At 69.9% G+C, this 24370-nt stretch carries 19 protein-coding genes; 1 reads left to right on the forward strand and 18 read right to left on the reverse strand.

Annotation, left to right across the window (positions count from 1 at the left end):
* Nucleotides 1–91: 91 nt before the first annotated feature.
* The 16 genes from FHT37_RS09975 to FHT37_RS10050 all read right to left on the reverse strand — a co-directional run bounded on the left by FHT37_RS09975 (nucleotide 92) and on the right by FHT37_RS10050 (nucleotide 20045).
* A complete protein-coding gene (locus FHT37_RS09975) occupies nucleotides 92–1054 on the reverse strand; it encodes a polysaccharide deacetylase family protein (protein ID WP_091732866.1) in 963 nt (320 codons plus the stop codon).
* A complete protein-coding gene (locus FHT37_RS09980; protein ID WP_183480550.1) occupies nucleotides 1054–2370 on the reverse strand; it encodes a putative O-glycosylation ligase, exosortase A system-associated in 1317 nt (438 codons plus the stop codon). Before FHT37_RS09980 ends, FHT37_RS09975 begins: the two co-directional genes overlap by 1 nt.
* Nucleotides 2363–3523 carry a glycosyltransferase family 4 protein gene (locus FHT37_RS09985; protein ID WP_183481484.1) on the reverse strand — a complete coding sequence of 387 codons (1161 nt, stop codon included), beginning with the start codon at nucleotides 3521–3523 and terminating at the stop codon, nucleotides 2363–2365. The genes FHT37_RS09980 and FHT37_RS09985 overlap by 8 nt, the downstream gene beginning before the upstream one ends.
* 47 nt (nucleotides 3524–3570) lie before the next feature.
* Nucleotides 3571–4779 carry a glycosyltransferase family 4 protein gene (locus FHT37_RS09990; protein ID WP_183480552.1) on the reverse strand — a complete coding sequence of 403 codons (1209 nt, stop codon included), beginning with the start codon at nucleotides 4777–4779 and terminating at the stop codon, nucleotides 3571–3573.
* Nucleotides 4780–4801: 22 nt separating this feature from the next.
* The gene (locus FHT37_RS09995; protein WP_091732859.1) at nucleotides 4802–6721 is read right to left on the reverse strand and encodes an XrtA/PEP-CTERM system amidotransferase; all 1920 of its coding nucleotides are present in this window, start codon (nucleotides 6719–6721) and stop codon (nucleotides 4802–4804) included.
* Nucleotides 6722–6742: 21 nt separating this feature from the next.
* Nucleotides 6743–7939 (reverse strand): TIGR03088 family PEP-CTERM/XrtA system glycosyltransferase, encoded by a 1197-nt coding sequence (locus FHT37_RS10000; protein ID WP_255489532.1) that lies wholly within the window; start codon nucleotides 7937–7939, stop codon nucleotides 6743–6745.
* Nucleotides 7936–9546, reverse strand: a complete 1611-nt coding sequence (gene xrtA / locus FHT37_RS10005) for an exosortase A (RefSeq protein ID WP_183480554.1) — start codon at nucleotides 9544–9546, stop codon at nucleotides 7936–7938. Before xrtA ends, FHT37_RS10000 begins: the two co-directional genes overlap by 4 nt.
* A 163-nt stretch (nucleotides 9547–9709) precedes the next feature.
* Nucleotides 9710–10945 carry a TIGR03087 family PEP-CTERM/XrtA system glycosyltransferase gene (locus FHT37_RS10010; RefSeq protein ID WP_091732851.1) on the reverse strand — a complete coding sequence of 412 codons (1236 nt, stop codon included), beginning with the start codon at nucleotides 10943–10945 and terminating at the stop codon, nucleotides 9710–9712.
* Nucleotides 10946–10955: 10 nt separating this feature from the next.
* On the reverse strand, nucleotides 10956–12086 hold the full coding sequence (locus tag FHT37_RS10015; protein ID WP_183480556.1) for a FemAB family XrtA/PEP-CTERM system-associated protein: 1131 nt from the start codon (nucleotides 12084–12086) through the stop codon (nucleotides 10956–10958).
* A complete protein-coding gene (locus FHT37_RS10020) occupies nucleotides 12083–12952 on the reverse strand; it encodes an XrtA system polysaccharide deacetylase (RefSeq protein WP_183480558.1) in 870 nt (289 codons plus the stop codon). The genes FHT37_RS10015 and FHT37_RS10020 overlap by 4 nt, the downstream gene beginning before the upstream one ends.
* Nucleotides 12949–14037, reverse strand: a complete 1089-nt coding sequence (locus FHT37_RS10025) for an XrtA/PEP-CTERM system-associated ATPase (protein ID WP_091732840.1) — start codon at nucleotides 14035–14037, stop codon at nucleotides 12949–12951. The genes FHT37_RS10020 and FHT37_RS10025 overlap by 4 nt, the downstream gene beginning before the upstream one ends.
* 13 nt (nucleotides 14038–14050) lie before the next feature.
* Nucleotides 14051–15622 carry a TIGR03016 family PEP-CTERM system-associated outer membrane protein gene (locus FHT37_RS10030; protein WP_183480560.1) on the reverse strand — a complete coding sequence of 524 codons (1572 nt, stop codon included), beginning with the start codon at nucleotides 15620–15622 and terminating at the stop codon, nucleotides 14051–14053.
* Nucleotides 15623–15626: 4 nt separating this feature from the next.
* On the reverse strand, nucleotides 15627–16604 hold the full coding sequence (locus FHT37_RS10035; protein ID WP_091732832.1) for an XrtA-associated tyrosine autokinase: 978 nt from the start codon (nucleotides 16602–16604) through the stop codon (nucleotides 15627–15629).
* 13 nt (nucleotides 16605–16617) lie between these two features.
* Nucleotides 16618–18210, reverse strand: coding sequence for an XrtA system polysaccharide chain length determinant (locus tag FHT37_RS10040; RefSeq protein WP_183480562.1), 1593 nt, complete (start codon nucleotides 18208–18210; stop codon nucleotides 16618–16620).
* A 139-nt stretch (nucleotides 18211–18349) separates the two neighbouring features.
* A complete protein-coding gene (locus FHT37_RS10045; protein ID WP_091732823.1) occupies nucleotides 18350–18988 on the reverse strand; it encodes an XrtA/PEP-CTERM system exopolysaccharide export protein in 639 nt (212 codons plus the stop codon).
* Nucleotides 18989–19163: 175 nt separating this feature from the next.
* Nucleotides 19164–20045, reverse strand: a complete 882-nt coding sequence (locus tag FHT37_RS10050) for a ThiF family adenylyltransferase (RefSeq protein ID WP_091732819.1) — start codon at nucleotides 20043–20045, stop codon at nucleotides 19164–19166.
* 371 nt (nucleotides 20046–20416) lie between these two features.
* On the opposite strand from FHT37_RS10050, the gene FHT37_RS10055 reads away from it, so the two are divergent.
* A complete protein-coding gene (locus FHT37_RS10055) occupies nucleotides 20417–21373 on the forward strand; it encodes a PEP-CTERM sorting domain-containing protein (RefSeq protein WP_091732814.1) in 957 nt (318 codons plus the stop codon).
* Between the two features lie 119 nt (nucleotides 21374–21492).
* On the opposite strand, the gene FHT37_RS10060 is transcribed toward FHT37_RS10055, so the two are convergent.
* Complete coding sequence (locus tag FHT37_RS10060; RefSeq protein ID WP_183480564.1) at nucleotides 21493–22905, reverse strand: TolC family protein; 1413 nt, start codon at nucleotides 22903–22905, stop codon at nucleotides 21493–21495.
* 251 nt (nucleotides 22906–23156) lie between these two features.
* The gene (locus FHT37_RS10065; RefSeq protein ID WP_183480566.1) at nucleotides 23157–24365 is read right to left on the reverse strand and encodes an HlyD family type I secretion periplasmic adaptor subunit; all 1209 of its coding nucleotides are present in this window, start codon (nucleotides 24363–24365) and stop codon (nucleotides 23157–23159) included.
* Nucleotides 24366–24370: the final 5 nt, after the last annotated feature.

Below are 24370 nucleotides of genomic sequence, written 5' to 3' on the forward strand. Positions count from 1 at the left end.
TCGCGTGATCCACTACTTTGCGTGATTGCGCCCATCCGCTGGCGCGTCATCGGTCACGCGCCATCGGTCACGCCCCCTCGATGGCGTGCGCTCAGACGACCGCCGCCGGCCCGCCCATCCGCGCGTTGCGCATCATGCGGGCCGCGAACATCGCGGTCGAGCGCCCCCAGGGCGTGTAGCGCGGCAGCTGGAAGCAGTCCGCGCCCGGCAGCGCCACGCCGGCCGCGGTGCTCACCGCGGCCTCGAAACCCAGCTCGCGCAGCATGGCCGCATGGCCGGCGTCGTAGTCGCGCACCGGCCGCCCGTTCGGATACGCGAAGCTGCGCACCGGCCGGCCCAGCAGCGCGGCCAGGTGGTCGCGCCCGGCACGCACCTGCTCGCGCGCGCCGTCCGGCGTCAGCGTCGTCAGCACCGTGTGGTCCACCGTGTGGCCGCCGATCTCATGGCCCGCGTCGGCCAGTTGCCGCAGCTGCGCGTCGGTGAGCATCAGGTCGTCCGGCATCGGGCCCACCGGCAGCGCCGCCAGCATCCGCCGCAGCTGCGCCTCGCGCTCGTCCGGCGCCAGGTACTTCAGCTGCACCTGCAGCGCCGACACCGCCTTCAGCCGCTCCTCCACCGTCGCCACCGGATGCACGCCCATGCCCACCGCCGACAGGTCCAGCACCGGCCCCGGCACGCGCCGCACGAATTCGATCACCGTGTCGCTGAACATGCGGCCGCCGTTGAGGTAGCCGGTGGCGACGAACACGGTCGCGCGCGCGCCATGGCGCGCCAGGATCGGATGGGCCACGGTCCAGTTGTCGGCGTAGCCGTCGTCGAAGGTGATGCAGGCCGCGCGCCGCGGCAGGCGACGCTCGCGCAGCGCGGCCGCGGCGTCGCTGACCGTCATCAGCGTGAAATGCCGCGCCAGGAAGGCCACCTGCGCCTCGAAGCGCGCCGCGTCGATCTCGCCCGGGCGCAGCGCGTCGGGCGACGGCAGCACGCGGTGGTAGATCAGGATGCTCAGCGCGGACTCGCCGCGCGGCCAGCCCAGCAGGCTCAGCCCCGCCAGCATCAGACGCTCCCCCAGTACGGCGAATGGACGTCGCGCGGCAGCTGGCCCGCGGCGATCGCGGCCTGCTTGCGCTGCGCCATCTCGGCCGCGACGATCCGGTTCACCACCACGACGATCAGCACGAGGTAATACGGCAGGTCGAAATAGACCAGGCTCAGGAAAGCCCCGCCGGTGGCGTAGCCGATCAAGCCCACCTGGCACATCGCCGCCAGGTCGCGCGCCCACTGCAGGTCCGGCTCGGCCTTGCTGGCGCGGATCGTCGCGCCGGCCAGTCGCCAGGTCATCGCGAAGATGCCCACGAACAGCGCCAGCCCCATGAAGCCGTGCTCGCCCATCGCCTGGAAGTAGATGCTGTGGGCCGTCAGCGGGATCGAGGGATCGGGCGCGTACTTCGCGAACACTGCCGCCCCCGCCACAGTGAAGCCGCCGCCGAACGGGAACAGGTCGGTCGCCAGCCGCCAGGCCATCTGCCAGGCGTTGATGCGGCCCATGGCCGACGCGTCCTGGTCGTAGGTCCGGATGGTCTCCATCCGGTCGGTCCAGCTGTCCGGCATGAAGACGAAGATCAGCGGCAGCGCCACCAGCACCACCAGTGCCAGCGGCAGCTTGTTGCGGCTCTTGAGCCACATGAAGAAGGACATCATCACGATCGCCAGGAAGGCGCCGCGCGACTGCGAGCCCACCGCCGAGGCCATGCACAGCAGCATCGCCACCGTCGCCAGGTGGCGCTGCCAGCGCTGGGTCGATTGCAGCTGCAGGTAGCGGATCAGCGGCACCGTCATGATGGTCGCCAGCGCCAGCGAGTTGTTGTCCTCGATGAAGGAGCCCTCCGGCCCCCACACCCGCGCCGAGCCGCCCGACAGCACGGTGAACACGCCGCCCTTGATGCCGTAATAGCCGATCGAAACCACCAGCACCAGCACCAGCCAGTCCAGGTCGCGCCGCCGCTGCACCACCAGCAGCGACACCAGCACCATCAGCAGCACCTTGAAGGCGCGCGACCAGAAGTGCATCTCCTTGTCGGGATAGAACGAGAACAGCAGGGGCGACACGCCGATCCACACGATCCAGATCCCCAGCAGGATCGTGACCGCGTTGACCGGGAACTTCACCAGCTTGTCGCGGTGGATCAGCAGGCTCAGGAACAGCGTCAGCGCGATCAGCATCGACCACGGCGCGTCGTGCGCGAAGCCGTAGGCCAGCCGGTGCGGGTTCATCACGCCCATCCACACCCAGCCCAGCACGCCCCAGAGCGGGTCCTTCAAGGTCTTGTAGATCAGGGCCGTGAACAGGCCCAGCATCAGCAGGTCACGCATGGCGCAGCTCCGGCGACCGCCGCGCGGCCAGGATGCGGTGGAAGAGATCAAGCTGGCCCTGCGTCGTCGCCTCCCAGCTGAAGCGCTCGGCATAACGGCGGGTCGTGGACCGGTCGCGCGGCGCGGCGCGCAGCCGGCGCACCGCCTCGGCCACGCCGGCGGCGCTGCGCTCGGGCATCAGTTCGCCGGCCTCGGGCGCGGCCACGACCTCGGGCGTGCCCCAGACCTTCGACGCCGCCACCGGCGTGCCGCAGGCCATCGCCTCCAGCAGCACGTTGGCCCAGCCTTCACGGCTGGAGGCCAGCACCAGCGCGTCCACGCCGGCATAGACCTCGCGCAGGCGCGCTTGCGGCAGCGCGCCCAGGAAGCGCACGCGAGAGTTCACGCCCAGTTGCACCGCGAGGCGGCGCAGCGCGCCCTCCTCGGGGCCGGCGCCGGCGATCAGCAGGTCGACGTCGGGCAGCTCGGCCAGCGCGCCGATCACCAGCTCATGGCCCTTGCGCTCGATGAGGTGGCCCACCGAGGCCAGCGTGAAGCGGCCCGGCGCGAGTTGCAAGGCGGCGCGCGCGTCCTCGCGTCCACCGGGATGGAAGAGCGCCAGATCCACGCCGTTGCGCAGCGCGGTCACCTTCGCCGCATCGGCGCCCAGCGCGACCAGCTCGTCCTTGAGCGCCTCGCAGACGGTGATCATCGCGTCGGCCTGCTCCGCGGCGCGCAGGATCAGCTTGCGCGGGAACGGGTACTCGGGGATGAGGTTGATGTCGGTGCCGCGGGCGGTGATCACCAGCGGCTTGTTCAGCGCCTTGGCGACGAAGGCCGCGGCCACGCCGTCGGGATAGAAGTAGTGCGCGTCGATCAGGTCGAAGTCGTCGCCTTGCGCCTGCAGCCGCCTGGCCGCGCGCAGGAAGGTCCAGGCCAGCGTGTAGGGCGCGCTGCTCATGCCGACCTTGGGCAGGCGGATGAAACGCGGATGCTCGACCTCCAGGCCGTGGCGCGACTCGCGCGCCGGCGTGGCGGCGAACTTGCCGTACTCGCCGAAGCGCTCGCCCTTGAGCGGGAACCAGGGCACCGGCGCGATCACGCGCGACTCGGCCTGGCCCGAGGCCACCAGGTGGCGCAGGCGCGTCTCCACGAAGATGCCGTGGCTGGGCATCACCGCGCTCGGGTACAGCGTCGAGAAGGTCAGCAGCTTGAGCACGCTCAGACCCTCGCATCCGTGGGCCGGGCCGCGCCGGCCACGCCGCGCCCGGCCCGCAGCGACTGGCCCAGCGCGACCACGCGCTCGGCGTTGCCGTGCCAGGTCAGGTGCAGGCGGCCGATGGTGGCGCGGGCGCCCTGCCCCAACTGCTCGCGCAGCGCGGCATCCGACGCCAGACGCGCCAGGCGCGCTTCCAGCGCACCGGCCTCGGCGGGATCGAAGAGCAGCGCGTTCACGCCGTCGTCCAGCACTTCCTCGATGTTGGGCGTGCTCGGCGCGACGATGGCCTTGCCCAGCGCCAGGTACTCGAAGAGCTTGAGCGGCGAGGCATAGGCCACCACCGCCGGCTGCAGCGCGATGTCGAAGGCGGCCACGTGCGCCGGCACCTCGTCGCGCGAGACCACGCCGGTGAAACGCACGCGCTCGCCCAGCGCGAGCTCGGCGGCCAGCCGCTCCAGGTTGGCGCGCTCCGGGCCGTCGCCGACGATCAGCAGCCGCGCGTTGGCGGGCGCCGCGCCGGTGGCCATCCAGCGGATCACCTTGTCCATGCCGTGCCAGTCCCGCACGAAGCCGGTGAAGCCCAGCACCAGCGCGTCGTCCCAGCCCAGCGCGCGCTTGGCCTCGGCGGGCGAAGGCGCGGCGTCGAAGTGGGCCTCGTTGATGCCGTTGGGGATCACGACCATGCGTTCGACCGGCACGCCGCGCGCGGCGATCATCGATCCCAGCACCCGCGTCACCGGCAGCACCGCGTCGGCACCGCGCCAGACCGTGTCCTCGGCCCAGCGCGCGACGCGCGGCAGCGCCAGCCCGCCGAACTTGGCGCGCTCGTCCACCAGCGGCGCGTTCACCTCCAGCAGCAGCGGCAGGCCGAGCCGCTTCTTCAGCATCAGCCCGCTGAGCAGGTAGAGGTTGTAGCGTTCGTAGATCAGGTCGGGCTGGAACTCGCGCGCCGCGGCGGCCAGACGGCGATAAGCCACCAGCGAGTAGGCCAGCTCCAGCAGCTCGTAGACGAACTTGGGCAGCTTGGCGCGCAGGCGATGCACCCAGCCGGCGTCGTCGCCCATCTTCGATTTCTCTTCCGGCGCGGACTCGCCGCCCGGCGCGACGACGCGCACCTCGTGGCCGAGCGCGCGCAGCGAGCCGATCATTTCCTCGATGTGGACCGCCTGGCCATCCTTGGACGCGGTGCGATGGTGATACAGGATCTTCATGCCGTCTGCTTCGCCGGGCCGATCAAGCGGCCTCGCGCATCGAGGACGCGCCCATGACGTTGCGCAGGAACGCGTCGTACATCAGCAGCGTCCACAGCGGCGTGCTGTGATCGCGCGAGCCGTTTTCATGCTGCTCGACCATCGCGCCCACGGCCTTGAGGTCGAACATGCCGGAGTCCGCCAGCGGCCCGCCCAGCAGCGCGCCACGCACGCGCTGGCGCAGCGGCCCGCGGAACCAGCGCGCCAGCGGCACGGCGAAGCCCATCTTGGGCCGGTAGAGCACGTCGTTCGGGAGATGCGGCTCGAGCGTCTTCTTGAACAGGTACTTGCCCTCGCCGCCGCGCAGCTTCAGGTGGGACGGCAGCGTGGCCAGCCACTCGACCAGCGGGTGGTCCATCAGCGGCTCGCGCACCTCCAGCGAGTGCGCCATCGACGCGCGGTCCACCTTGGTGTTGATGTCGCCGACCAGGTAGGTCTGCAGGTCGATGTACTGGATCAGCGCCAGCGGGTCGTCGGTACCGGCGCGCTCGGCATGCTGCAGGAACAGCTCGCGCGCGTTGTAGCCGCCCAGCTCCGACTTGAAGCGCGCGCTGTACAGCGGCATGCGCTCGTTGTCGCGGATCACGGACATCGTGTGGAAGTAAGCCTCCACCGAGTTGCGCGCCAGCGCCTGGAAGGTGGTCTTCGCGCGGAACACGCGCGGCGCCCAGTCCGCCTTCGGATAGAGCCGGCCCAGCGTGCCGAACAGCGGCTTGCGCAGCCCCAGCGGCAGGCTGGCGCGCATGCGCTCCTCCATCATGTGCAGCTTGTAGCGGCGGTAGCCGCCGAAGCTCTCGTCGCCGCCATCGCCCGACAGCGCCACCGTCACATGCTTGCGCGCGAGCTGGCAGACGCGGTAGGTCGGGATCGCGGAGCTGTCGGCATAGGGCTCGTCGTAGAGCCGCGCCAGCGTGTCGATCAGGTCGAAGTCGTCGCTCTGGACCATCTCCACGTGGTGGTCGGTCTGGTAGCGGTCCGCGACCATCTGCGCGAACTCGGACTCGTTGTACTGCGGATCGTCGAAGGACATCGAGCAGGTCTTGACCGGGCCGTTGGTCTCGCCGGCCATCATCGCGACCACCGCGCTGGAGTCCACGCCGCCCGACAGGAAGGCGCCCAGCGGCACCTCCGAGATCAACCGCAGCTTGACCGCCTCGCGCAGGCGGCGCGTCAGTTCCTCCTGCGCCTGGACCTCGTCGATCTTGTTGTCCGTGGTGAAGCTGACGTCCCAGTAGCGGCGCGGCTGGCCCAGGCGCTGGTCGCCGCGCTTGATGACCAGCGTGTGCGCGGGCGGCAGCTTCAGCGCCTGGCGGAAGATGGTGCGCGGTTCGGCGACGTAGCCCAGGGCGAAGTACTCCTCGACCGCCTGCGGCACGATGTCGCGCTTCATCGCCGGGTGCGCCAGCAGCGCCTTGAGCTCGGAACCGAAGACCAGCGTGCCGTCGTCCAGCAGCGCGTAGAACATCGGCTTCACGCCGAGCCGGTCACGCGCCATGAAGAGCTGGTCGCGCGCCTGGTCCCACAGCACGAAGGCGAACATGCCACGCAGCTTGTGCACGCAGTCCTCGCCCCAGGCCGACCAGGCGTGGACGATGGCCTCGGTGTCGCTCTTGGTCTGGAAGACGTAGCCCAGCGCGGTCAGCTCCTCGGTGAGCTGCTGGTAGTTGTAGATCTCGCCGTTGAAGACGATGCCCACCGAATGGTCCGCGTTGAACAGCGGCTGCTGGCCGGTGGCGATGTCGATGATCGACAGCCGGCGGTGGCCGAAGGCCAGGCCCGGCTGCAGGTGGATGGAGCCCTCGTCCGGGCCGCGGTGGTGCAGCGAGTCGTTGATGCGATGCATCAGCGCGCCATCGAAGTCGCGCCGCCCCCGGGTGTCGAAGAGTCCGCTGATTCCGCACATGCTCGTTCCCCTGCCTATCCCTCAGTTGTTCTTGTCGTCGCCGGCACGGTGGCCGCGCAGCCTGTCATACAGCCCCTGGTAGCGGGCGACCATGGCGCGCATGCTGAAGTCGCGCTCGACGCGCGCGCGGCCGGCCTCGCCCATGGCGGCGGCCCGCGCCGGATCGCGCGCCAGCGCCAGCAGCGCCGCGGCCATCGCCTCGGGCGCGGCGGCGGGCACCAGCAGGCCGCTCTCGTCGCGCGTGACCAGGTCCGCATTGCCACCGACCTCGGTCGCCACCACCGGCAGCCCGCTGGCCATCGCCTCCAGGATGGTGTTGGAGATGCCCTCGGCCAGCGACGGCAGCGCGAACACATGCAGGCCGCGCATCACGGCCGGCACGTCGGTGCGCTCGCCCGGCAGCCAGGCCAGCGCGCTCAGGCCCGCCTCGTCGAGCAGGGCCTGGCACTGCGCCCGCAGCGGACCGTCGCCGACCAGCACCAGACGCGCGCGCTCGCGCAGCTCCGGGGCCGCGCCGATCATCGCGATGAAGGCGCGCGTCAGCATCAGCTGGTCCTTCACCGGCGCCATGCGGCCCACGGTGCCGATCAGCCAGTGCGCGGCCGGATCGAAGGGGCAGCCGGGGATGGGCTCGGCGTACTGGCGCTGGAAGCGCTGCGTGTCGACGCCGTTGACGAACTGGCTCACGCGCGCTGGCGGCACGCCGACCGGGCCGGTGAGGTAATCGCCCAGGTCGCGCGACAGCGCGATGTAGTGCGAGACGAAGGGCTTGTAGAAGCGGCGCACGCGCTGGTAGGCGCGGTTGCGGCCGTCCAGGTCGCCGACGTCGCGGCCATGCTCGCCGTGGATGCGCACCGGCACGCGCGCGGCCCACGCGGGCAGCTGCACCTCCAGCGCGGCCAGGTTGCGGCTGTGCACGATCGCGGGCTTGAGCGTGCGAAACAGCCGGTACAGCTTCGGATAAAGCCAGAAGCCCTGCCCCGGCGGCTTGTTCAGCGCGAAGCACTCGACGTCGTCGCGCTGCAGGCGCTTGCGGAAATCGGTGACCTCGGTCAGCGCGACGATCGCGTGCCGGTAGTCCTTCGCCGGCATGTGGTTGATCAGGTTCACCACGCCGTTCTCGAGACCGCCGGTGTCGAAGCGGTACATCACGTGCAGCACCAGCGGCCGCTCGTCGGCCACGGCCATCGCGCGCTCGACGCTCATGCCGGCGCTCATCGCGCGGCTCCCGTTGCCGCACCGCGCTGGCCGGCATCGCGCACCTGGCGCAGTTCGGCGTCGATCGCGGCCCAGTGCTGGCGCAGGAAGGCGTCGAGCCGGCGCGGGGCCTGCTCGTCGGCATCGGTGTAGACCAACACCAGCGCGGCGTCGTCGCCCTGCCCGCGCAGCCGCTCCAGTGCGCCCCAGACCCGCGCGCGCCAGGCGCTGGTCATCGGCCGGCCATTGATCCAGTAGACATGCCACATCAGCATCCGCGGCGCGGTCACCGCGTCCAGCGAGGACGCGCGCACCTGCGTGCTCAGCAGCGGGACCGCGGCGGCGGCGCGGCCGTCCGCGCCGGCCGGAACGACGTCCACCGTGCCGCGGCCGGTCACGGCCCACTGCTTGTTCTCCGGCGACACGACCGCGTTGCTGGAGCTCACCAGCTTGCGTTCGTAGTCCTGGTCGCGGAAATACTGCAGGTGCAGGCCCACGCGCGGCGGGTTCGCCGGTCCGGTGAACTGCTGGTGGCGCGCGGCGTTGGCGCCTTCGAAGTCGGGCGTCCACGCGTCCGAGGGCACGACCTGGGCCTGCCAGCCCGGCGCCGCGGCCACCGCGGGCAACGTGTCGACCGGGGCCGAGTGGCCCTGGCGCAGCCAGGCGCCGGCGGCCACGGGCAGCGCGACGGCCAGCAGCACGGCGACGCTCGCGCCCCAGCCCATGGCCAGGGTCGCGGGCGCGGCGGCCTCGCGGGCCGGCGGGGCCAGCGGCAACTCCGGCTGCGACCAGCGCGCGCCGATCAGGAACATCGCCAGCATCACGACGCCGAAGAACAGCCAGCCGTAGATCAGGTGGTCCACGCCCACCGCCAGGGTGTTGCCCGACAGGTGGCCGATCATGACGATCAGGTAGGCGCGGGCCCAGTTCGCCACCAGCGGCAGCGCCAGCGCGAAGGCGATGAAGCCCAGGCGACGCCGCGTCGAGTGGTAGCTGAGGTAGGCGTAGAGCGTGCCCACCATCGCCGAGGCGATCAGGTAGCGCACGCCGGAGCAGGCCTCGACGACGGACCACTGGCCGCTCGGGATGATGAACTGCAGGCCTTCCTGGTAGACCGGCAGGCCGCTGAGCCGCAGCGCGAGGACGGTGAACTTCGCCGTCCAGTCCATCAGCTGCGGCAGCAGGAACTCGCCCACCGGGACGCAGAAGAAGAGGAAGCCCAGCGGGAAGGCCATCTCGCGCGCGACGCGCCAGCCCAGCACCGCCGGCACCAGCAGCACCAGCATGGCCACCAGCGCGAACTGGGTGGCGGCGTTGATCGCGGCGAAGTCGGCGAACAGCCAGATCGCGCCCAGCAGCGCGATCGGCAGCGCCAGCCAGGGCACCGGCCGAGGCGTCAGCGGCGCGACCATTTCGCGCCGGCGCCAGGCCAACCACAGCGCGATCGGCGGCACCAGGAAGGCATGGGTGAAGGTGCCGGAGCGCCACCAGATGGTGACCATGCCCAGCGCCGTCTGGCGGTACAGCAGCAGCAGCGCGATGGTCAGCAGGACCAGCACCGCAAGTGGGCGACGCCAGGTGGTAGGAATGCCTCGCTCGCGCAGCGCCGACGGGGTAGTAGCGCTCATGCCGGCCCCTCGCCCGCGGCCAGCCGCGGTCGGTCCCCCGAGGGGACGCGAGCTTGCTTGGGGCGGCCCTGCGCTGCGTTCGATGTCAGCCCCTCGCCCGCGGCCAGCCGCGGTCGGTCCCCCGAGGGGACGCGAGCTTGCTTGGGGCGGCCCTGCGCTGCGCTCATGCCGCCTGTCCCTGCGCCGTCTCGCGCGGCAGGTAGCCGTCGAGCTTGGCCAGATGGGCCTGCCAGCTGAACTGGCGCAGCACCCGCTCGCGGGCCTGCTGGCCGATGGCCTGGGCGCGCGCGGGTGCGCTCAGCAGCGCGTGGACCAGCTCGAGGTAATCGGCGGCGCTGTCGGCCGAGAGCAGGTCCTGGCCGGCCAGCACGCCATCGGCGCCCAGCGCCTCGACGCAGCTGCGCGCCGCCACCACCGGCCGACCCACCGCCATCGCCTCCAGGATCTTGTTCTGCACGCCCCGCGCCAGCCGCAGCGGCGCCACCACCGCAGCCGCGTGCTGCAGGTAGGGCCGCACGTCCGGCACCGTGCCGGTGACGCGCACCGCGTCGCCGGCCAGCGCCAGCACCGCCGGCGTCGGCGCGCGGCCGACGATGGTGAAGCGCAGCGTCGGCCAGCGCTGGCGCAGCTGCGGCAGCACCTCGGCGGTGAACCACTGCACCGCGTCGACGTTGGGCCAGTAGTCCATCGCGCCGGTGAAGACCAGCGGCAGTTCGTCCGCCTCGAAGGGGTTGGCCTGCTGCGGCAGCGGCGCGAAGTAGCCGCTGTCGACGCCGTTGCTCAGCGCCTCGATCGGTGCGCCGGTGGCCGACAGGCGCTGGAACAGCGCCTTCTCGCCCTCGGTGACGAAGAAGGAGCAGCGCGCCTGCTCGGCGACGCGGCGCTCGTAGGCGAGCAGCTCGCGGCCCTCGCGGCGATACAGCCACGACATCGGCCAGCGGTGCGCCTTGGCGTAGTCGGTCCACTTGGCCGAGTCCACGTCGACGAAGTCGATCAGCATCGGCACCGGGCCCGCGATCTCGCGCAGCTGCTCGGCGTACTGCGCCATCGTCGACGAGAACACCACGACCGCGTCGAAGCGCTGGCGCCGCGCGAGCTGCGCGATCCAGTCGCGCATCGCGCGATGGCGGTAGTAGGGCAGGCTCAGCGCCTCGCCGGTGGCCAGGCCGCGCAGGCTGGCCACGCGCGCCAGCAGCGGGTTCAGGTCGGCGGCGAAGACCTCCTCGCACTGCGCCTGCAGCGCCGGCACATGGGCCCAGTCCTCGGCATCGTCGACGAAGGTGCCCAGCCACACCCTGTGCTGCGCGGTCAGGTGCTTGAGCAGGTGGTACGAGCGCAGCTTGTCGCCCTTGTTGGGCGGATACGGCAGGCGGTGGACCAGGTAGAGGATGTCGGCCACGGCACCCTCCTCAGCCGAGGCTGCGCACGATGTGCGGCCCGAGCCAGTTGGCCACGCCGATCGGCAGCCGGCGCCAGGCCTTGATCATCAGCTGGTACTTGGCATTGCTGGGGTTGTTCTGCGGCACCGCGTCGCGCTTGTAGAGGCGGTACTCGTAGTTCAGCGGCGTCGGCTCGAAGCCCCAGTTCTTCTTGAAGGCGTAGCTGCCGGTGCCCTGCTTGCTGCGCCCGTAGTCGAAGACCTTGAGCCCGCGCGCGCAGGCGCGGCGCATCAGCTCCCAGTACTTGAAGTCGTTGGCGGCCAGGTCGCGCGCCGCGACCGCGTCGCCGGCGTAGTACGGCAGCACCTCGTCACGGAAGTAGAAGCTCAGCACGCCGGACAGCGGCTCGCCCTGCGGGCTCGTGACGATCAGCACCTCGGCCGCGTCGCCGAACTCGTCCAGCAGCGCCTGGAAGTAGCGCCGCGGCATCGCCGGCGTGCCGTGGCGATGGACGTTGTCCGCGTACAGCGCGAAGAAACGCTTCACGTCGCGGTCGATCTCCGCCTTCAGCGCGTTCTTGATGCCCTTGCGCACCATCGCGCGCTGCTTGCGCGGGATGGCCAGCATGTTGGCCTCCTCGTCCTCGAGGATCTCCTTGCGGAAGGTGACGTACAGGTCCTGGTGCGGCCAGTCCTGGTGACGGCGCTGGATGTTGCGCAGCTCCAGGTGATCGGGCGAGAGCGTCTGGCACAGGCGCTGCGCCATCTGCTCCAGGTGGTCGGCCGCCTCGGGCGTCTCGGCGGCCACGCCGCCATAGACGGCGAAGGGCAGGCTCACCAGCGCATGGCCGAACAGCCGGCTCTTGACCTCGGCCAGCGGCAGCACGCCTTCGATGCGGCCGTCGCGCTCGACGTAGAAGAAGAAGCAGCGGTGCTTGAACTGGCGCTGGATGACGCGCTGCCAGCCCGAGAGATGGAAGAAGGTCGCGGACGGACAGCCGCGCACGAAGTCGTCCCAGCGCCGCGCCGTAGCGGCGTCGTCGACCTGCAGCTGCTTGACCTCCAGTTGGGCTGCCGCGCTCGCTCCAGAGGATGCGTGGGCGAGTGCCGGGGCGCCGCGCTGCGTGTCGACGTCCGGGAGGGCCGGTGCTGCCGCGCTCATGCCGCCTGCCGCTCGGCGCCGGCCGGCGCCAGGAAGAGCTCGTCCATCCGCGCCCAGGCGAAGTCGCCGAGCAACTGCTCGATGCGCGACTCGGTGCGGTCGATGTTGACGTAATGGCGGAAGCGCGTCTTCGCGTCGATGCCGGGGATGCGCGGCTGCGCCGGATCGATCTCCCACGGATGGAAATAGAAGACCGCGCTGCGGCCCTCGATGCGGTTGAAGCGCTCGATCATCCAGCGGGTGACGCCGTAGGGCAGCAGCCGGAACCAGCCGCCGCCGCTGCTCGGATAGTTCTTGCCCCGGAAGCGCAGCGTGGTCACCGGCACCTCGATCAGGCCGGGGCGCACCTCGTGGGCGAAGCGCGGCGCATCGGGCATGCCGTAGTGGTCGTGCTGGATCGGATAGACGCTGGAGCTGTAGCGGTAGCCGCAGTCGCGCAGCACGTCGAAGGCCCAGAGGTTGTCCTTGCCGATCGAGAAGCTCGGCGCGCGGTAGCCCTTGACCTCGACACCGCCCAGGTCCTCGAGCAGCGCCTTCGCGTCGCCGACGTCCTTCTGGAAGGAGGCGCGATCCAGGTCGCTGGCGCGCTCATGGCCGAAGCCGTGGCTGGCGAGTTCATGGCCGCGCGCGACGATCTCGCGCACCAGCTGCGGATAACGCTGCGCGATCCAGCCCAGCGTGAAGAAGGTCGCTTTCACGCCCTTCGCGTCGAGCAGGTCCAGGATGCGATGGACGTTGCGCTCGACGCGGCATTCGCGCGCGTCCCAGTCGCCGCGCGCGATGTAGGGCGCGAAGGCGGAGACCTGGAAGTAGTCCTCGACGTCGATGCTCATCGCATTGCGGATCACCGTGCGGTTCGGGCTCATCGCATCGCTCCCACCAGTTTCTGCAGCAGCGCCAGCGTCTGCTGGTTGATCCGTTCCAGGCGCATCAGGCTGTCCTCGATGCGCTGCAGCCGCGCGTCCTGGCCGTCCAGGCCCAGGCCGGCGAGTTCGTCGGCCAGCGCGCCGAGCTCGCCGTTCATGCCGCCCTGCCCCACCCGCGCGCGCAGCCGCGACAGGTCCAGGTCGACCGCCAGCTCCGCGCCGGACGCATGGCCGTTGAGCTCGGAGGCATGCAGCGCCGGCGCGGGCGCCGAGGCCGATTCCTTGGACAGGTCCTCGACCACCTCGTCGACGTCGGCCGCGGTGAGGTGCGGGTTCTCGTGCATGAATCCCAGCAGCAGCAGGCGGTCGCACAGCGTGTTGATGCGGCGCGGGATGCCATGGCTGGCGCGGTGCAGCGCGGTGAAGGCGTCGGCGTCGAAGCTGGGCTTGCCAGCGGCACCGGCGCACTTGAGGCGGTGCTCGATGTAGCGCTGGGTGTCCTCCTCGTCCAGCGGGCCGATGTGGCAGCTGGCCGCGATGCGCTGGCGGAACTGCTCCATCTCGGGCCGCTGCAGGATGGCGCGGAACTCCGGCTGCCCGACCAGGAAGGTCTGCACCAGCGACTGGTTGCCGAACTGGAAGTTGGACAGCATGCGCAATTCCTCGACCGCGCGCGCGGTGAGGTTCTGCGCCTCGTCGACGATCAGCAGGCAGCGCTTGCCGCGGCTGGCCTCGCTGACGAAGAAGGCCTCCAGCGCCATCAGCAGCTCGCTCTTGGGCAGGTCCTTGACCCGCACGCCGAAGGCCGCGCCAACCAGGCGCAGCGTGTCCTCGGCGTCCAGCTGCGTGGTGACCACGTTGCCGATGACGACGTTGCTGCGGTTCAGGCTGTCGAGCAGCCCGCGCACCAGCGTCGTCTTGCCGGCGCCGATCTCGCCGGTGATGACGATGAAGCCGTCGCTGCGCAGCACGCCGTAGTCCAGGTAGGCCTTGGCGCGGCGATGCTGCTTGCTGCCGAAGTAGAAGCTGGGGTCGGGACTGAGCTGGAACGGCTTGCTGGCCAGCCCGTAGAAGGCCTCGTACATGACGGTGACTGCTTTAGAAGCGCTGGGTCAGCGATGCGTAGATCGCGTGTTCCTGATAGCTGTTGGCGAACAGGCTGGTGTCGTCGAACTTCGTCTGGCGCAGGCCGAAGGCGGCATCGCTGCGCGGCCCCAGCCGGAGCGTGACGTTGGCGGTCAGCGACCGCATGTCGTTGCCGCCGACGCCGTCGCCGCGGGAGTTCTGCCGCGAGTAGCTCAGGTTGGCATTGGCCAGCGGGGTGAGGCGGTAGCCGACCGAGACCGTCGCGCCGCGCTGGCGCACCCGGTCGGTCAGGGCCAGGTCGCCGCTGCCCGTCGGGGCGGTGTTGATGCGCCGGCTGTTGTTGTCGTTGGCGCTGAAGGTCGTGGTGAGCCGCGGGCCGCTCCAGATCAGCGACACGTCGGTGCGGCGCTGCAGCGTCGCGGTGTTGCTCAGGAAACCGGCGCCGCTGAACGAGTTCGGGCTCAGGCCCAGCGCCGCCAGCAGCGCGCGCACCAGCGCGTCGCGCTTGACCGGGTCCGGCTCGGTGCCGCTGAACTGCAGGTCCAGCAGCTGGTAGTTGGTGGCCTGCGTCGGCGTCTCGCCGGTGTTGACGCTCTGGCTGCTGTTGACCCGCAGCGCGAGCTGCGACATGCGGTGCTCGAAGCTCAGGTTGTGGCTGTTGCCGTAGCTGTGGTGCTGCCAGTCGGCGGCCAGCTTGGTCCGCGCCCCCGGCGACCAGCGCAGGTTGGCGCCGTAGACCGAGGTGGTCTCCGGGCCGAAGTAGTCGCTGCGCTCGCGCCCGCCGGTCACGCCCAGCATCCAGTCGATGTCCGGCACCCAGTTCAGCGAGCCCACCACGCTGGTGGTGCGGTAGTCGATGCCGGTCTGCTCGAAATGCATGCGGCTGGTGGAGGCGTTGAGCCCCCAGTTGAGCTGGCGCCCGGCCGGGCCGGCCAGGTTCAGCATCAGCGAGCCTTCCTTGCTGTTGCCGCTGCCGCTGGCCGCGCCGGCGCCGCCCTCGCTGGAGTCGCGCATCTGGCCGGTGGCCCGCAGCTCGAAGGTCGCGGCGCTGCCCAGCCGCCCGCGCCAGTACGGCGAGACCTGCAGCATGCGGGTCTCGGTGCGGTTGGGGCTGTCCAGCGTGCCGTCGGGCGACTGCTGGCCGAAGGCCGAGATCGCCTGCTGGCTGATGTTGCCGGTGACGTCGACGTACAGCGCCGTCTGCACCAGCTCCGCGGTGAAGCGGGTGCTGAGCTGGTTCTGGAGCCGGCTGTCGCGCTCGCTCTTGGCGTAGACGATGCCGTCGAGCGTGTAGTCGAAGCTGCCGCGGATCGCGCCGCTGCTGCTGGCGATGGTCACCCCCGGCGAGACGGTGGTGATGAAGGCGCGGTCGCGCGAGTTGTCGGGCGACAGCGCGAGGTTGTCGGTCCAGGTCTCCGAGACGCTGATCCGCGGGATCACCGCGATGCCCTTGCGCGATCCGCCGGCGGACGCGGCCTCCTCCTGCGCGACGGCGGGTGCCTGCGCCACGGCGGCGACCAGGCCCAGCGCGGCCAGGGCGACCCGGGACAGCGGCCGGCGGCGAAGGTCGAAGGCCCGCGTCATCGTGTCAGGCCCGGTCCGCGCCGGGTTGCGCGTCGCCCTGGCCGTCGGCCTGGCCATAACCGTAACCGTAGCCATACCCGTAGCCGTAGCCATAGCCGTAGCCGCTGCTGCGCTTGTTGCTGGCCTGGTTGAGCAGCAGCATCTTGAGCGGGCAGTGCTCGATGGCCGCGACGGCCTGCTGCACCGCGCTCTGCGGCGTGCGCTCGGCCTGCACGACGATGACGACCTGGCCCATGTGCGTGGCCAGCACCCGCGACTCGGTGGTCAGCAGCAGCGGCGGGCTGTCGAAGATGATGATCCGGTCCGGATAACGCTTGGCCATGTCGTCCAGCAACGCGCTCATCGCGTCGCTGGCCAGCAGCTCGGTGGCGCGCGAGTGCGGGCGGCCGCTGGGCAGCAGCGTCAGCTTGTCGACGTTGGTCTTGAGCAGGACGCTGGCCATGTCGGCCTCCTTCTCCAGCACGTCCAGCAGGCCGGGGCCGGGCGGCAGGCCCAGCATGCGCAGCATCGACGGGCGGGCGACGTCGGCGTCGACCAGCATCACGGTGTTGTCGAACTCGGCCGCGATCGACATGGCCAGGTTCAGGGAGGTGAAGCTCTTGCCCTCGCCGGGCAGCGCGCTGGTCACCATGATCAGGTTGGCGTGATTGAGGGTCGAGGCACCCTTGTTCATCGCGTTGCGGATCAGCGGGCGCTTGATGTTGCGGTACTGGTCCGCCATCACCGTGCGCGGCGCGTTCGGCGTCAGGAAGCCCTGCGCCGCGAGCGCGTCCAGGTCGAGCTCGACCCGCTTGGAACTCACGTCGCCGGGCGATCGGATCACCGCCGGGGCCGGGATCGGCACCACAGTCGCGGGCGCGGCCGATGTCGAGGTTGGTGTCGGTGTCACCGCCGGCGCGGCCGCGGTGGCCAGGCCGACGTCGACGCCGGCCTGCTTGAGTTGCTCGAGCCGCTGCGCGGCTTGTTCGATCAGGCTCGTCATGCGAAAACTCCCCTCACCCGGCCTGGCGGCTGATCCAGATGGCCATGCCGATCAGGCCCATGGCGTACAGGCTGACCAGGCTGCCCGACGCGACGCCGAAGCGCAGCAGGTCCACCTTGACCCGGCGCCGGTCCTCCGGCGTCTCCTGGCGCGAGACGGCGCCCAGGATCGGCAGCTCCAGGCGGTGGCGCAGTTCGTTGAGGTCGTGGAACACCGGGCGGATCTGGCTGGCCGCGAAGGCGGTGACCAGGCCGGCGCCGAGCGCCACCACCATGCCGGCGGCCAGCAGCATCAGCCGGTTCGGCGCCACCGGCTTGGGCGAGGCGCGCGGCGGGTCGATGATGCGGAAGTCGGCCACGCCCGAGGTGTTGTCCAGGTCGGTCGACAGCGAGGCCGATTCGCGGCGCTCCACCATCTCCTGGTAGTTCTTCTTGATGATGTCGTAGTCGCGGTTGAGCTGGGCGAACTCGGCCTCGAGCTGCGGCGCCAGCTTGATCGCGCCCTGCGCGGAGGCGTAGCGCGCGCCGAATTCGTCGACGCGGGCGCGGATCTGCGCCACCTCGACCTCCTTGGCGGCCAGGATGCGGGCCAGCTCCTGGTTGGCCAGGCTGTCATTGGGGCCGCCGGTGGGCACCGGGTTGGCCAGCGCGGCCTTCTGCAGGTCGGCCACTTCCCGCTTGCGCTGCTCTTCCAGGTCGCGGATCTGGCGCTTGATGTTGACGATGTCCGGATGCTGGTCGGTGTAGCGCTGCTGCAGCTGGTCCAGGCTGCGCTTGAGCTCGGCGATGCGGTTGTCCAGCTCGGGCGTCGCGAACTTCTGCGAGCTCTCCTGCATCAGGCTCTGCAGGCTGGTGCCGGGCTGGCTGCGCTTGCGCTCCATCTCGATCTGCAGCCGGGCGGCGTCGCGGGCGTTCATCGCCTCGCGCAGCTGCAGCCGGGCGGCCTCGAGCTGGTTGCTGGCCTCGGCCAGGCGCGACGCGGCGTCCTTGCCGTCGGCCTGCGTCAGCTGCAGGTTGCGCAGCCGGAATTCCTTGCGCCGCGCTTCGGCCTCCTCGAGCTTGGTCTCGTAGGTCTTGATCTGCTCGTTCAGGAAGGCCGCGGCGGTGGTGCTGTCCTTGCGGCTGGCGCCCAGGCTGGACTCCATGAAGATCGACAGCAGCGAGGCGACGACCTTCTTGGAGATCTCCGGCGACGAGTCGCGGTAGGACAGCAGGTACAGGTTGTTGGCCGAGTTGCCGGCGGTCTGGATCGAGAGGTTGCGCGTGACCCGGTCGATCAGCGCCTCCTGGTCGGACTTGCTGGTGGCCTTGAGGTCCAGGTCGGCCATGCGGACCAGCTTCTCGACGTTGGGACGGCTGATCAGCGTGCGGCTGAGCATGTTGACCTGCTGCTCGGTGTTGGACAGCACGGCCATGCCGGACATCAGCGGCTTGAGGATGGACTGGGTGTCCACGTAGACGCGGGCGCTGGCCTCGTAGCGGTCGGGCACGACGAACACCACGATGGCGGCGGCGATGCCCACCAGCCAGGCGGCGATCAGCCCCGGCCAGCGGTAGCGCCACATCCGCTTGAAGACGGCCATCAATTGCGCGATGAGGGAATCCATGCGGCGATCTCGGTTGCGCCGGCGTCGGCGCCGGTCGAGGCCCGGTCGGGAGCGGGCCGGTACTTCGGGAAACGGGCGGGACTGGCCGGGACCGGACCGGGCCGTCGCGCCGCGGGCGCGCGGACCGGCCGGGCGGCGGTCAGAAGAAGCTCTGCGGAATGATCAGGATGTCGCCCGGGCGCATCTCGACGTTGGCGGAGACGTCGCCGCGACGGATCAGGTCCTTCAGACGCACCGAGTACTGCTTGTTGCCCTCGGCGGTGCGCAGGATGGTGGCGGAGTTGCCGGCCGCGAAATCGGTCAGGCCGCCGACGGCGATCATCACGTCCAGCAGGGTCATCTTCTGCTTGTAGGGCAGGAACTGCGGCTTGGCGGCCTCGCCCACGACGCGGATCTGCTCGCTGTACGGGCCGATGAAGCTGGTGACGATCACGGTGACGACCGGATCGCGCACGTACTTGCCGAGCTGCTTCTCGATGTCGCGGGCGATCTCGACCGAGTTCTTGCCCTGCACCGGCAACTCGTCGATCAGCGGGGCGGCGATCTTGCCGTCGGGACGCACGGGCACGGTCAGCGACAGCTCCGGATTGCGCCACACGATGATGTTGAGGTTGTCGCCGGCGCCGACCACGTAGCTGTAGTCGGCCTGCGAGGCGGACACCGGCGCGGGCGGCAGGCTGCCGGTGGTCGAGCAGCCGGCCAGCACCGTGGCGACGGCCAGCAGCGCGGTCTGTGCCGCCTTGATGGAAGCGATCTTCAGTCCAGTGTTCTTCAACATGTCCACCCCTGCAGGAAGCTGCCCGGATTGCACCTCAGCGCGCCCGGGTGTGGAACCCCCTGGACTGAGGGCGATCCCTTCCTGACGTGATGGAATTCCGTGCTAGCGGAGCCCCCCGAATCCCCCTGCGGGGGGCCCTCGAATTCCTCCTGGATCGGCCGGGAAAACCCCCGGTTCAGCGCCCGCGGAGCACCGGCTTGATCAGCGCGATCAGCAGGCGCTGCAGCGGATGGGAATTTCCGCCGGGCCGCCAGGTGTGCTTGAGCGTGCCGCGATAGGCATCGAAATGCATGCCCCAGGGCGCCGCGCGCAAGGGACCGCGATTCAGCAGCAGCTTCAGCACATTCGTGCCCATGACGCCGGCGCACAACTCGCAGGCCATGCCGGTGGACGGGCCGCGCCGTTCCTTGAAATTCACCGCCTCGGGGTCCACCAGATACTGCCGGCTGAGCATGGCAGGCGATACCCCGGCGATGAAGCGCGCATATTGCTCCTCGTGCGCCGCGCCCTCGACCTGGAAATAGTCCTCGAAACTCATCCCGGTGGGGCTGAAGTAGAGGAAGGCGGTGCCCATGCCCAGAGGAGCGGCGGTCATCGCGGGAATGCCCAGTTCGCGGCAGCGGCGAAACACCTTGCGGCGCACCTCCAGCACGAAGAAGTCGAGGCTGTCGACATACACGTCGACATCCTTCAGGAATTCATCGAGGTTGGCGTCGGTGACGCCGTCGCGGAACAGGCGGATATCGCTTTCCGGATTGATGTCGCGGGCCATTTCGGCGACGACCTCGATCTTGGGCCGCCCCATCGACGACATGAAGGCCGCGGCCTGCCGATTCATGTTGTGGACATCGAATTCATCGAAGTCGGCGATATTGAAATTGGCGATCCCCAGACGCGACAAGGTCAGTACATGGGCGCCGCCGACGCCACCCAATCCGGCCACCGCGACGCGGGCGCGCCGCAGCCGCTGCTGTTCATCCCGGGTGACCCAGCCGATATTGCGCGAGAAGGCGCGGTCGTAATCGAAAGTAAAACCGGAGGGGGTGTCGCGGCTCATGGGGTCTCCCTGTATTCGAATCGCGTCCGCCGGCTCGCGGGACCGGTCTGCGGGACGCAGCCGCCGAGTATGCGCCTGCCGCCATGACGGCCATCGGCCGAAAAACGGGACGAGGGCGCGCGCCGATCGCCCTCGACCCACCCTGCCCCGCGCATCGCGACACCCCCTCGACACCCCCCCGAAATGTGGGCCAGGCCGCTGTCGAAAAACTTGACAGCAAGCGCCGAGGATTCCCGCATCCGATTGCCAAGTCCTTGATTCACAAGGATGAAAGATGGCTGGCACGGTCCTCGCTTTGATCCCGGGCAAGAAGCCGGCACGTGCCGCTTCCTAACGTGCATCTGGCAAGACGCATCCTCAAGGAGAGACACATGTTCAAGCAAGCAAAGCTCGCACTGGCCGCCACCGCGCTGGCCGCTGCGACGTTGCCGGCGATGGCGGCCCCGCTGTACATCAACACCGGCCAGGACTTCCGTCCGGAGCCGAACGGCTCGACGAACACCACCGTGTTCGACCAACTGGGTTACAGCGGCACGCTGGCGACCTCGATCTACCTGGGTTCGCCGGCCACGCCTGGCACCACGGTGATCGACACCAACATCCCGTCCGTGATGAACGGCTACGGCTTCAGCGCCGGCACCAAGCCCACGCTGAGCGGCGGCACCGCCTCGTTCAACTATCCGAACGCGCCGGCGCAGACCAACATCGACTCGCTGAACAACCCGCAGAACCCGACCGACCTGAACGGCTTCGTCGGTGGCGTGGGCTTCCCGGCCTACGGTTTCGGCAACGTCGGCGGCCTGGGCGGCGCCTGGGGCCTGACCTACCAGTACGAGATCCAGGGCGTGACCGTGGACGGCAACGGCGACGGCGTCTCCGACTTCGTCCGCTACAACACCGGCGTGTTCAAGGTGTTCTACCAGAGCGCGGCGACCGACCCGAACAACGGCAAGGAAGTCCTGCGTCTGATCGTCACCGGTTCGGACATCCAGCTGACCAACCTGAATGTCAGCGGCTACGTTGACTACAGCTACGCGGGCGGCGACACCTTCATCCAGAACTTCTTCAACTCTGGTGACGGTCTGGGCACGCTGTACAGCAACTGGCTGAACAACAACATCTCGGTGAGCTGGGTGCTGGACACCAACGTCGATCCCCCGATCCCGACCCCGGACCAGCTGTGGAACGCTGGCGGCGGCCTGATCCGTCAGTCGACGCTGGACGGCTCCCTGGTGATCAACGTGCCGGAACCGGGCTCCCTCGCCCTGGTCGGCCTGGCCCTGGCGGGCCTGGGCTTCGCCCAGCGCCGCCGCGCCCTGCGCAAGTAATCGGCTTCGGCTGAATGCGAAAACCGCCCTTCGGGGCGGTTTTTTCTTTGGGGCGACGCGAGGGGCCGGACGGGCATGCGCTCCACATCGCGGCGAGCCCGCGCTTGGCCGCCTCGAGATCAACGCAACGGCGTCACGACCCCCCGGCCCTGGGACCAGATGATCGCCACCACCTGCTGGGCGTCGTACAGCGCGTTCACGTGGGCGACCCGCATCGAGTAGTAATCGCCTTCCGCGGCCATCACGTCGAACAGGGAGCGCTTGCCGAGCTGCTGCCACTGCTGCAGCGTGAAGCCACGCACGCGTTCGCTGTTGCGCAGGATGTCGACCAGCCGCCGCGAGCGGTCCAGCGACGAGGACGCCGCCTCGTACATCTCCTGCACGCGATAGCGCTTGGCCTCGATGGTCTCGTCGCGCTGCAGCGAAGCCGCCTGGGCGCGCCGGCGCGCCGAGGTCAGCGCCGAGTCGGCGCCCGGCTGCACGATCGGGATGTTGACCGTCACGCCGCCGATCCAGTCGGTCTGGCGGGCCTGGCCCACCGTCGAGTTGCCCGACACCAGCAGGCTCACGCTGGGCTGCTGCCCGGCGCGCACCGATTCCGCATAGCTGCGCTGCGCCTGGGCCTGGGCCGAGGCGGCCGCCACGTCGGGCGACACCATCACGTCGGCCAGCATCTCGTTGAGGTCGGGCAGGCGCGCCAGCACCGCGCTCATCGCCGCGCCGCGCGGCAGCTCGTCGCCGACGAAGCGCTTCAGGCGCACCTCGGTCTGGCGCAGCGCGGACGTGGTCTGTTCATAGGACAGGTCGGCCTGCTGCAGGCTCTTCTGCGCCTGCACCAGCTCGCTGGCGCGGCCGCGGTCGGCCTTGGTGATGATGTCCAGCGCCTCGACCAGGCAGGCCATCTTGCGCACGTACTGGCTGTAGACCTGCGCCTGCAGCTGATAGCGGCCACGGTCCAGCGCCAGCGACACCGTCTGCAGCGCGACCTGTTCCTCCGCGCTCGACTGCCCGAAGCGCGCGGCCTCGAGGAGCTGCGACTTCCATTCGGTCAGCTTGGTGATGCGGCCCGAGTCGTAGATCGGCGCGGTCACGCTCAGCGAGCCCCGTCCCTGCAGGCCGCTCGAGTGGTTGCCCGGGCCATCGCCCGGCAGCACGGTGCCGGTGTGGGCGGCCGACAAGCCCAGCGTCACCGTGGGCAGGCGCTGCGCCTTGGCTTCCTGGTAGTCGGCTTCCGCGGCCAGGGTCAACAGCCGGGTCGCGCCCAGCGCCTTGCTGCGATTGAGCGCGCGGTTGACGAGTTCCTGCAGCTGCGAGCGCGGGTCGGCATCGCCGACGTCCAGCAGCGCGGTGTCCTTGGCCGAGAGCTGCGCGGGCGGCAGCGTCCGCTCGTCCGAGCAGCGGCTCGGCGGCGGATCCTGCGCCCAGACGGGTGCGCTGAAGCTGGCGAGCGCCGTCAGCACGACGGCTGCGCCGGCGTTCAGGCGAAAGATGGAGGTACGCCGCGGGCTCCGGCGTGGAGTCGAGATGGTCATGGTCACGCGTACTGCAAGCAATTTCCCATGCCTCTACTGGACCATCCCGGCGCGGATTCGAAGCGGAGATAAGCGGCGCGCAATCGGCCTAATCGGCCTGCTTGCCTCGATCCGATGCCCGGTGTCTCGGGGCGTAGCGAGCGGGTGCTGGGCTAGGCGCGGGTGCCGACCCACCGGAGCGTAGCGGCGCTACGTGAGGATGGGGAGGCGGGCCCCGCAACGACGCCCAGCGCCCGCGCAGTAGCCCTTGCTCAGCGCTCTCGCAGCGCTTCCTTCGACTTCAGCATGGGTCTCAGGAGGTAGCTCAGCACCGAGCGCTCGCCGGTGCGGATATCCACCATCGCCGTCATGCCGGGGATGACCGGCAGCGGCTCGCCCTTGGCGCGCAGCGTGTTGTGCTCGGCGGTGATCAGCACCCGGTAGTAGGTGCCTTCGTTGTTCTTCTCGGTCTCGCCCAGGGCGTCAGGGCTGACGTACTCGATCTTGCCGTGCAGGCCGCCGTTGACGTTGAAGTCGTAGCCGTTGAGCTTGACGATCGCCGTCTGCCCGACCTGCACGTAACCGATGTCCTTGGGCTTGATGCGCGCCTCGACCAGGATGCGGGGGCCGATCGGCACGATCTCCATGATCGGCGAGCCGGACGTGATCACCCCGCCGACCGTGTTCATCTTGATGTTCTTGACCAGGCCCTTGACCGGCGACTTCAGCACCGAGCGCGTGACCGCGTCGCGGCGCACGACCAGTTGCTCGTCGAGCTGCGCCAGGTCGGTCTGCGCCTTGGACAGCTCCGTGCTGGCGTCCTGGCGGAAACGGCTGATGCGCTCGTTGCGCTGCTGCTGGAGCTCGTTGACCTGGCGCGTGACGCGCATCACCTCGACGTTGGACATCAGGCCCTTGGACGCCATGTCCTGCGCCATCCTCTGCTCGGTGGCGAGCAGGCCGATGCTGCGGTTGATGCTGGACGTCGCTTCGTCGAGCACGCGGCGGCGGGTGTCGAAGACCTCGCTCTCGCTGTCGACCAGACGCTGCACGCCCTTGACCTCGTCGGGGAACTTCAGCGGCACGCCCAGCGCCTCGGCGCGCAGCCGCGCCACCTGCGCCATCAGGCCCAGGCGCTTGGCCTGGCTCTCGTTCTCGGCGGCCTCGGCGCGGGTGGGATCGAGCTCGGCCAGCGCCTGGCCGGCCTCGACTTCCTCGCCTTCATGCACCAGCAGCTTGCCCAGCGTGCCGGACTCCAGGCTGGCGATGACCTGCTCCTTGCCGTCGGGCACGATGCGCGCGTCGCTGCGGGTGACCTCGTCGACGGTGGCGATCGAGGACCAGACCAGCCCCACCAGCAGCACGGCCGCCATCAGGTACAGGGCCCAGACGGCGCGCGGCAGCGGCTCATCGATCAGCGCCGACTGGACGCTGCTGACGAACAAACCTTCTTCGCGGCTGAGGGTGGTGGACTTGGACATGGCGC

Origin of the sequence: Mitsuaria sp. BK037 (assembly GCF_014193045.1) — a bacterium.
GTDB lineage: Bacteria > Pseudomonadota > Gammaproteobacteria > Burkholderiales > Burkholderiaceae_C > Roseateles.

Coding starts and splice junctions, on each gene's coding strand:
- FHT37_RS09975 (WP_091732866.1), bottom strand. CDS start 1,054: ATGCTGGCGGGGCTGAGCCTGCTGGGCTGGCCGCGCGGCGAGTCCGCG.
- FHT37_RS09980 (WP_183480550.1), bottom strand. CDS start 2,370: ATGCGTGACCTGCTGATGCTGGGCCTGTTCACGGCCCTGATCTACAAG.
- FHT37_RS09985 (WP_183481484.1), bottom strand. CDS start 3,523: ATGCCCAGCCACGGCATCTTCGTGGAGACGCGCCTGCGCCACCTGGTG.
- FHT37_RS09990 (WP_183480552.1), bottom strand. CDS start 4,779: ATGAAGATCCTGTATCACCATCGCACCGCGTCCAAGGATGGCCAGGCG.
- FHT37_RS09995 (WP_091732859.1), bottom strand. CDS start 6,721: ATGTGCGGAATCAGCGGACTCTTCGACACCCGGGGGCGGCGCGACTTC.
- FHT37_RS10000 (WP_255489532.1), bottom strand. CDS start 7,939: ATGAGCGCCGGCATGAGCGTCGAGCGCGCGATGGCCGTGGCCGACGAG.
- xrtA (WP_183480554.1), bottom strand. CDS start 9,546: ATGAGCGCTACTACCCCGTCGGCGCTGCGCGAGCGAGGCATTCCTACC.
- FHT37_RS10015 (WP_183480556.1), bottom strand. CDS start 12,086: ATGAGCGCGGCAGCACCGGCCCTCCCGGACGTCGACACGCAGCGCGGC.
- FHT37_RS10020 (WP_183480558.1), bottom strand. CDS start 12,952: ATGAGCCCGAACCGCACGGTGATCCGCAATGCGATGAGCATCGACGTC.
- FHT37_RS10025 (WP_091732840.1), bottom strand. CDS start 14,037: ATGTACGAGGCCTTCTACGGGCTGGCCAGCAAGCCGTTCCAGCTCAGT.
- FHT37_RS10030 (WP_183480560.1), bottom strand. CDS start 15,622: ATGACGCGGGCCTTCGACCTTCGCCGCCGGCCGCTGTCCCGGGTCGCC.
- FHT37_RS10035 (WP_091732832.1), bottom strand. CDS start 16,604: ATGACGAGCCTGATCGAACAAGCCGCGCAGCGGCTCGAGCAACTCAAG.
- FHT37_RS10040 (WP_183480562.1), bottom strand. CDS start 18,210: ATGGATTCCCTCATCGCGCAATTGATGGCCGTCTTCAAGCGGATGTGG.
- FHT37_RS10045 (WP_091732823.1), bottom strand. CDS start 18,988: ATGTTGAAGAACACTGGACTGAAGATCGCTTCCATCAAGGCGGCACAG.
- FHT37_RS10050 (WP_091732819.1), bottom strand. CDS start 20,045: ATGAGCCGCGACACCCCCTCCGGTTTTACTTTCGATTACGACCGCGCC.
- FHT37_RS10055 (WP_091732814.1), top strand. CDS start 20,417: ATGTTCAAGCAAGCAAAGCTCGCACTGGCCGCCACCGCGCTGGCCGCT.
- FHT37_RS10060 (WP_183480564.1), bottom strand. CDS start 22,905: ATGACCATCTCGACTCCACGCCGGAGCCCGCGGCGTACCTCCATCTTT.
- FHT37_RS10065 (WP_183480566.1), bottom strand. CDS start 24,365: ATGTCCAAGTCCACCACCCTCAGCCGCGAAGAAGGTTTGTTCGTCAGC.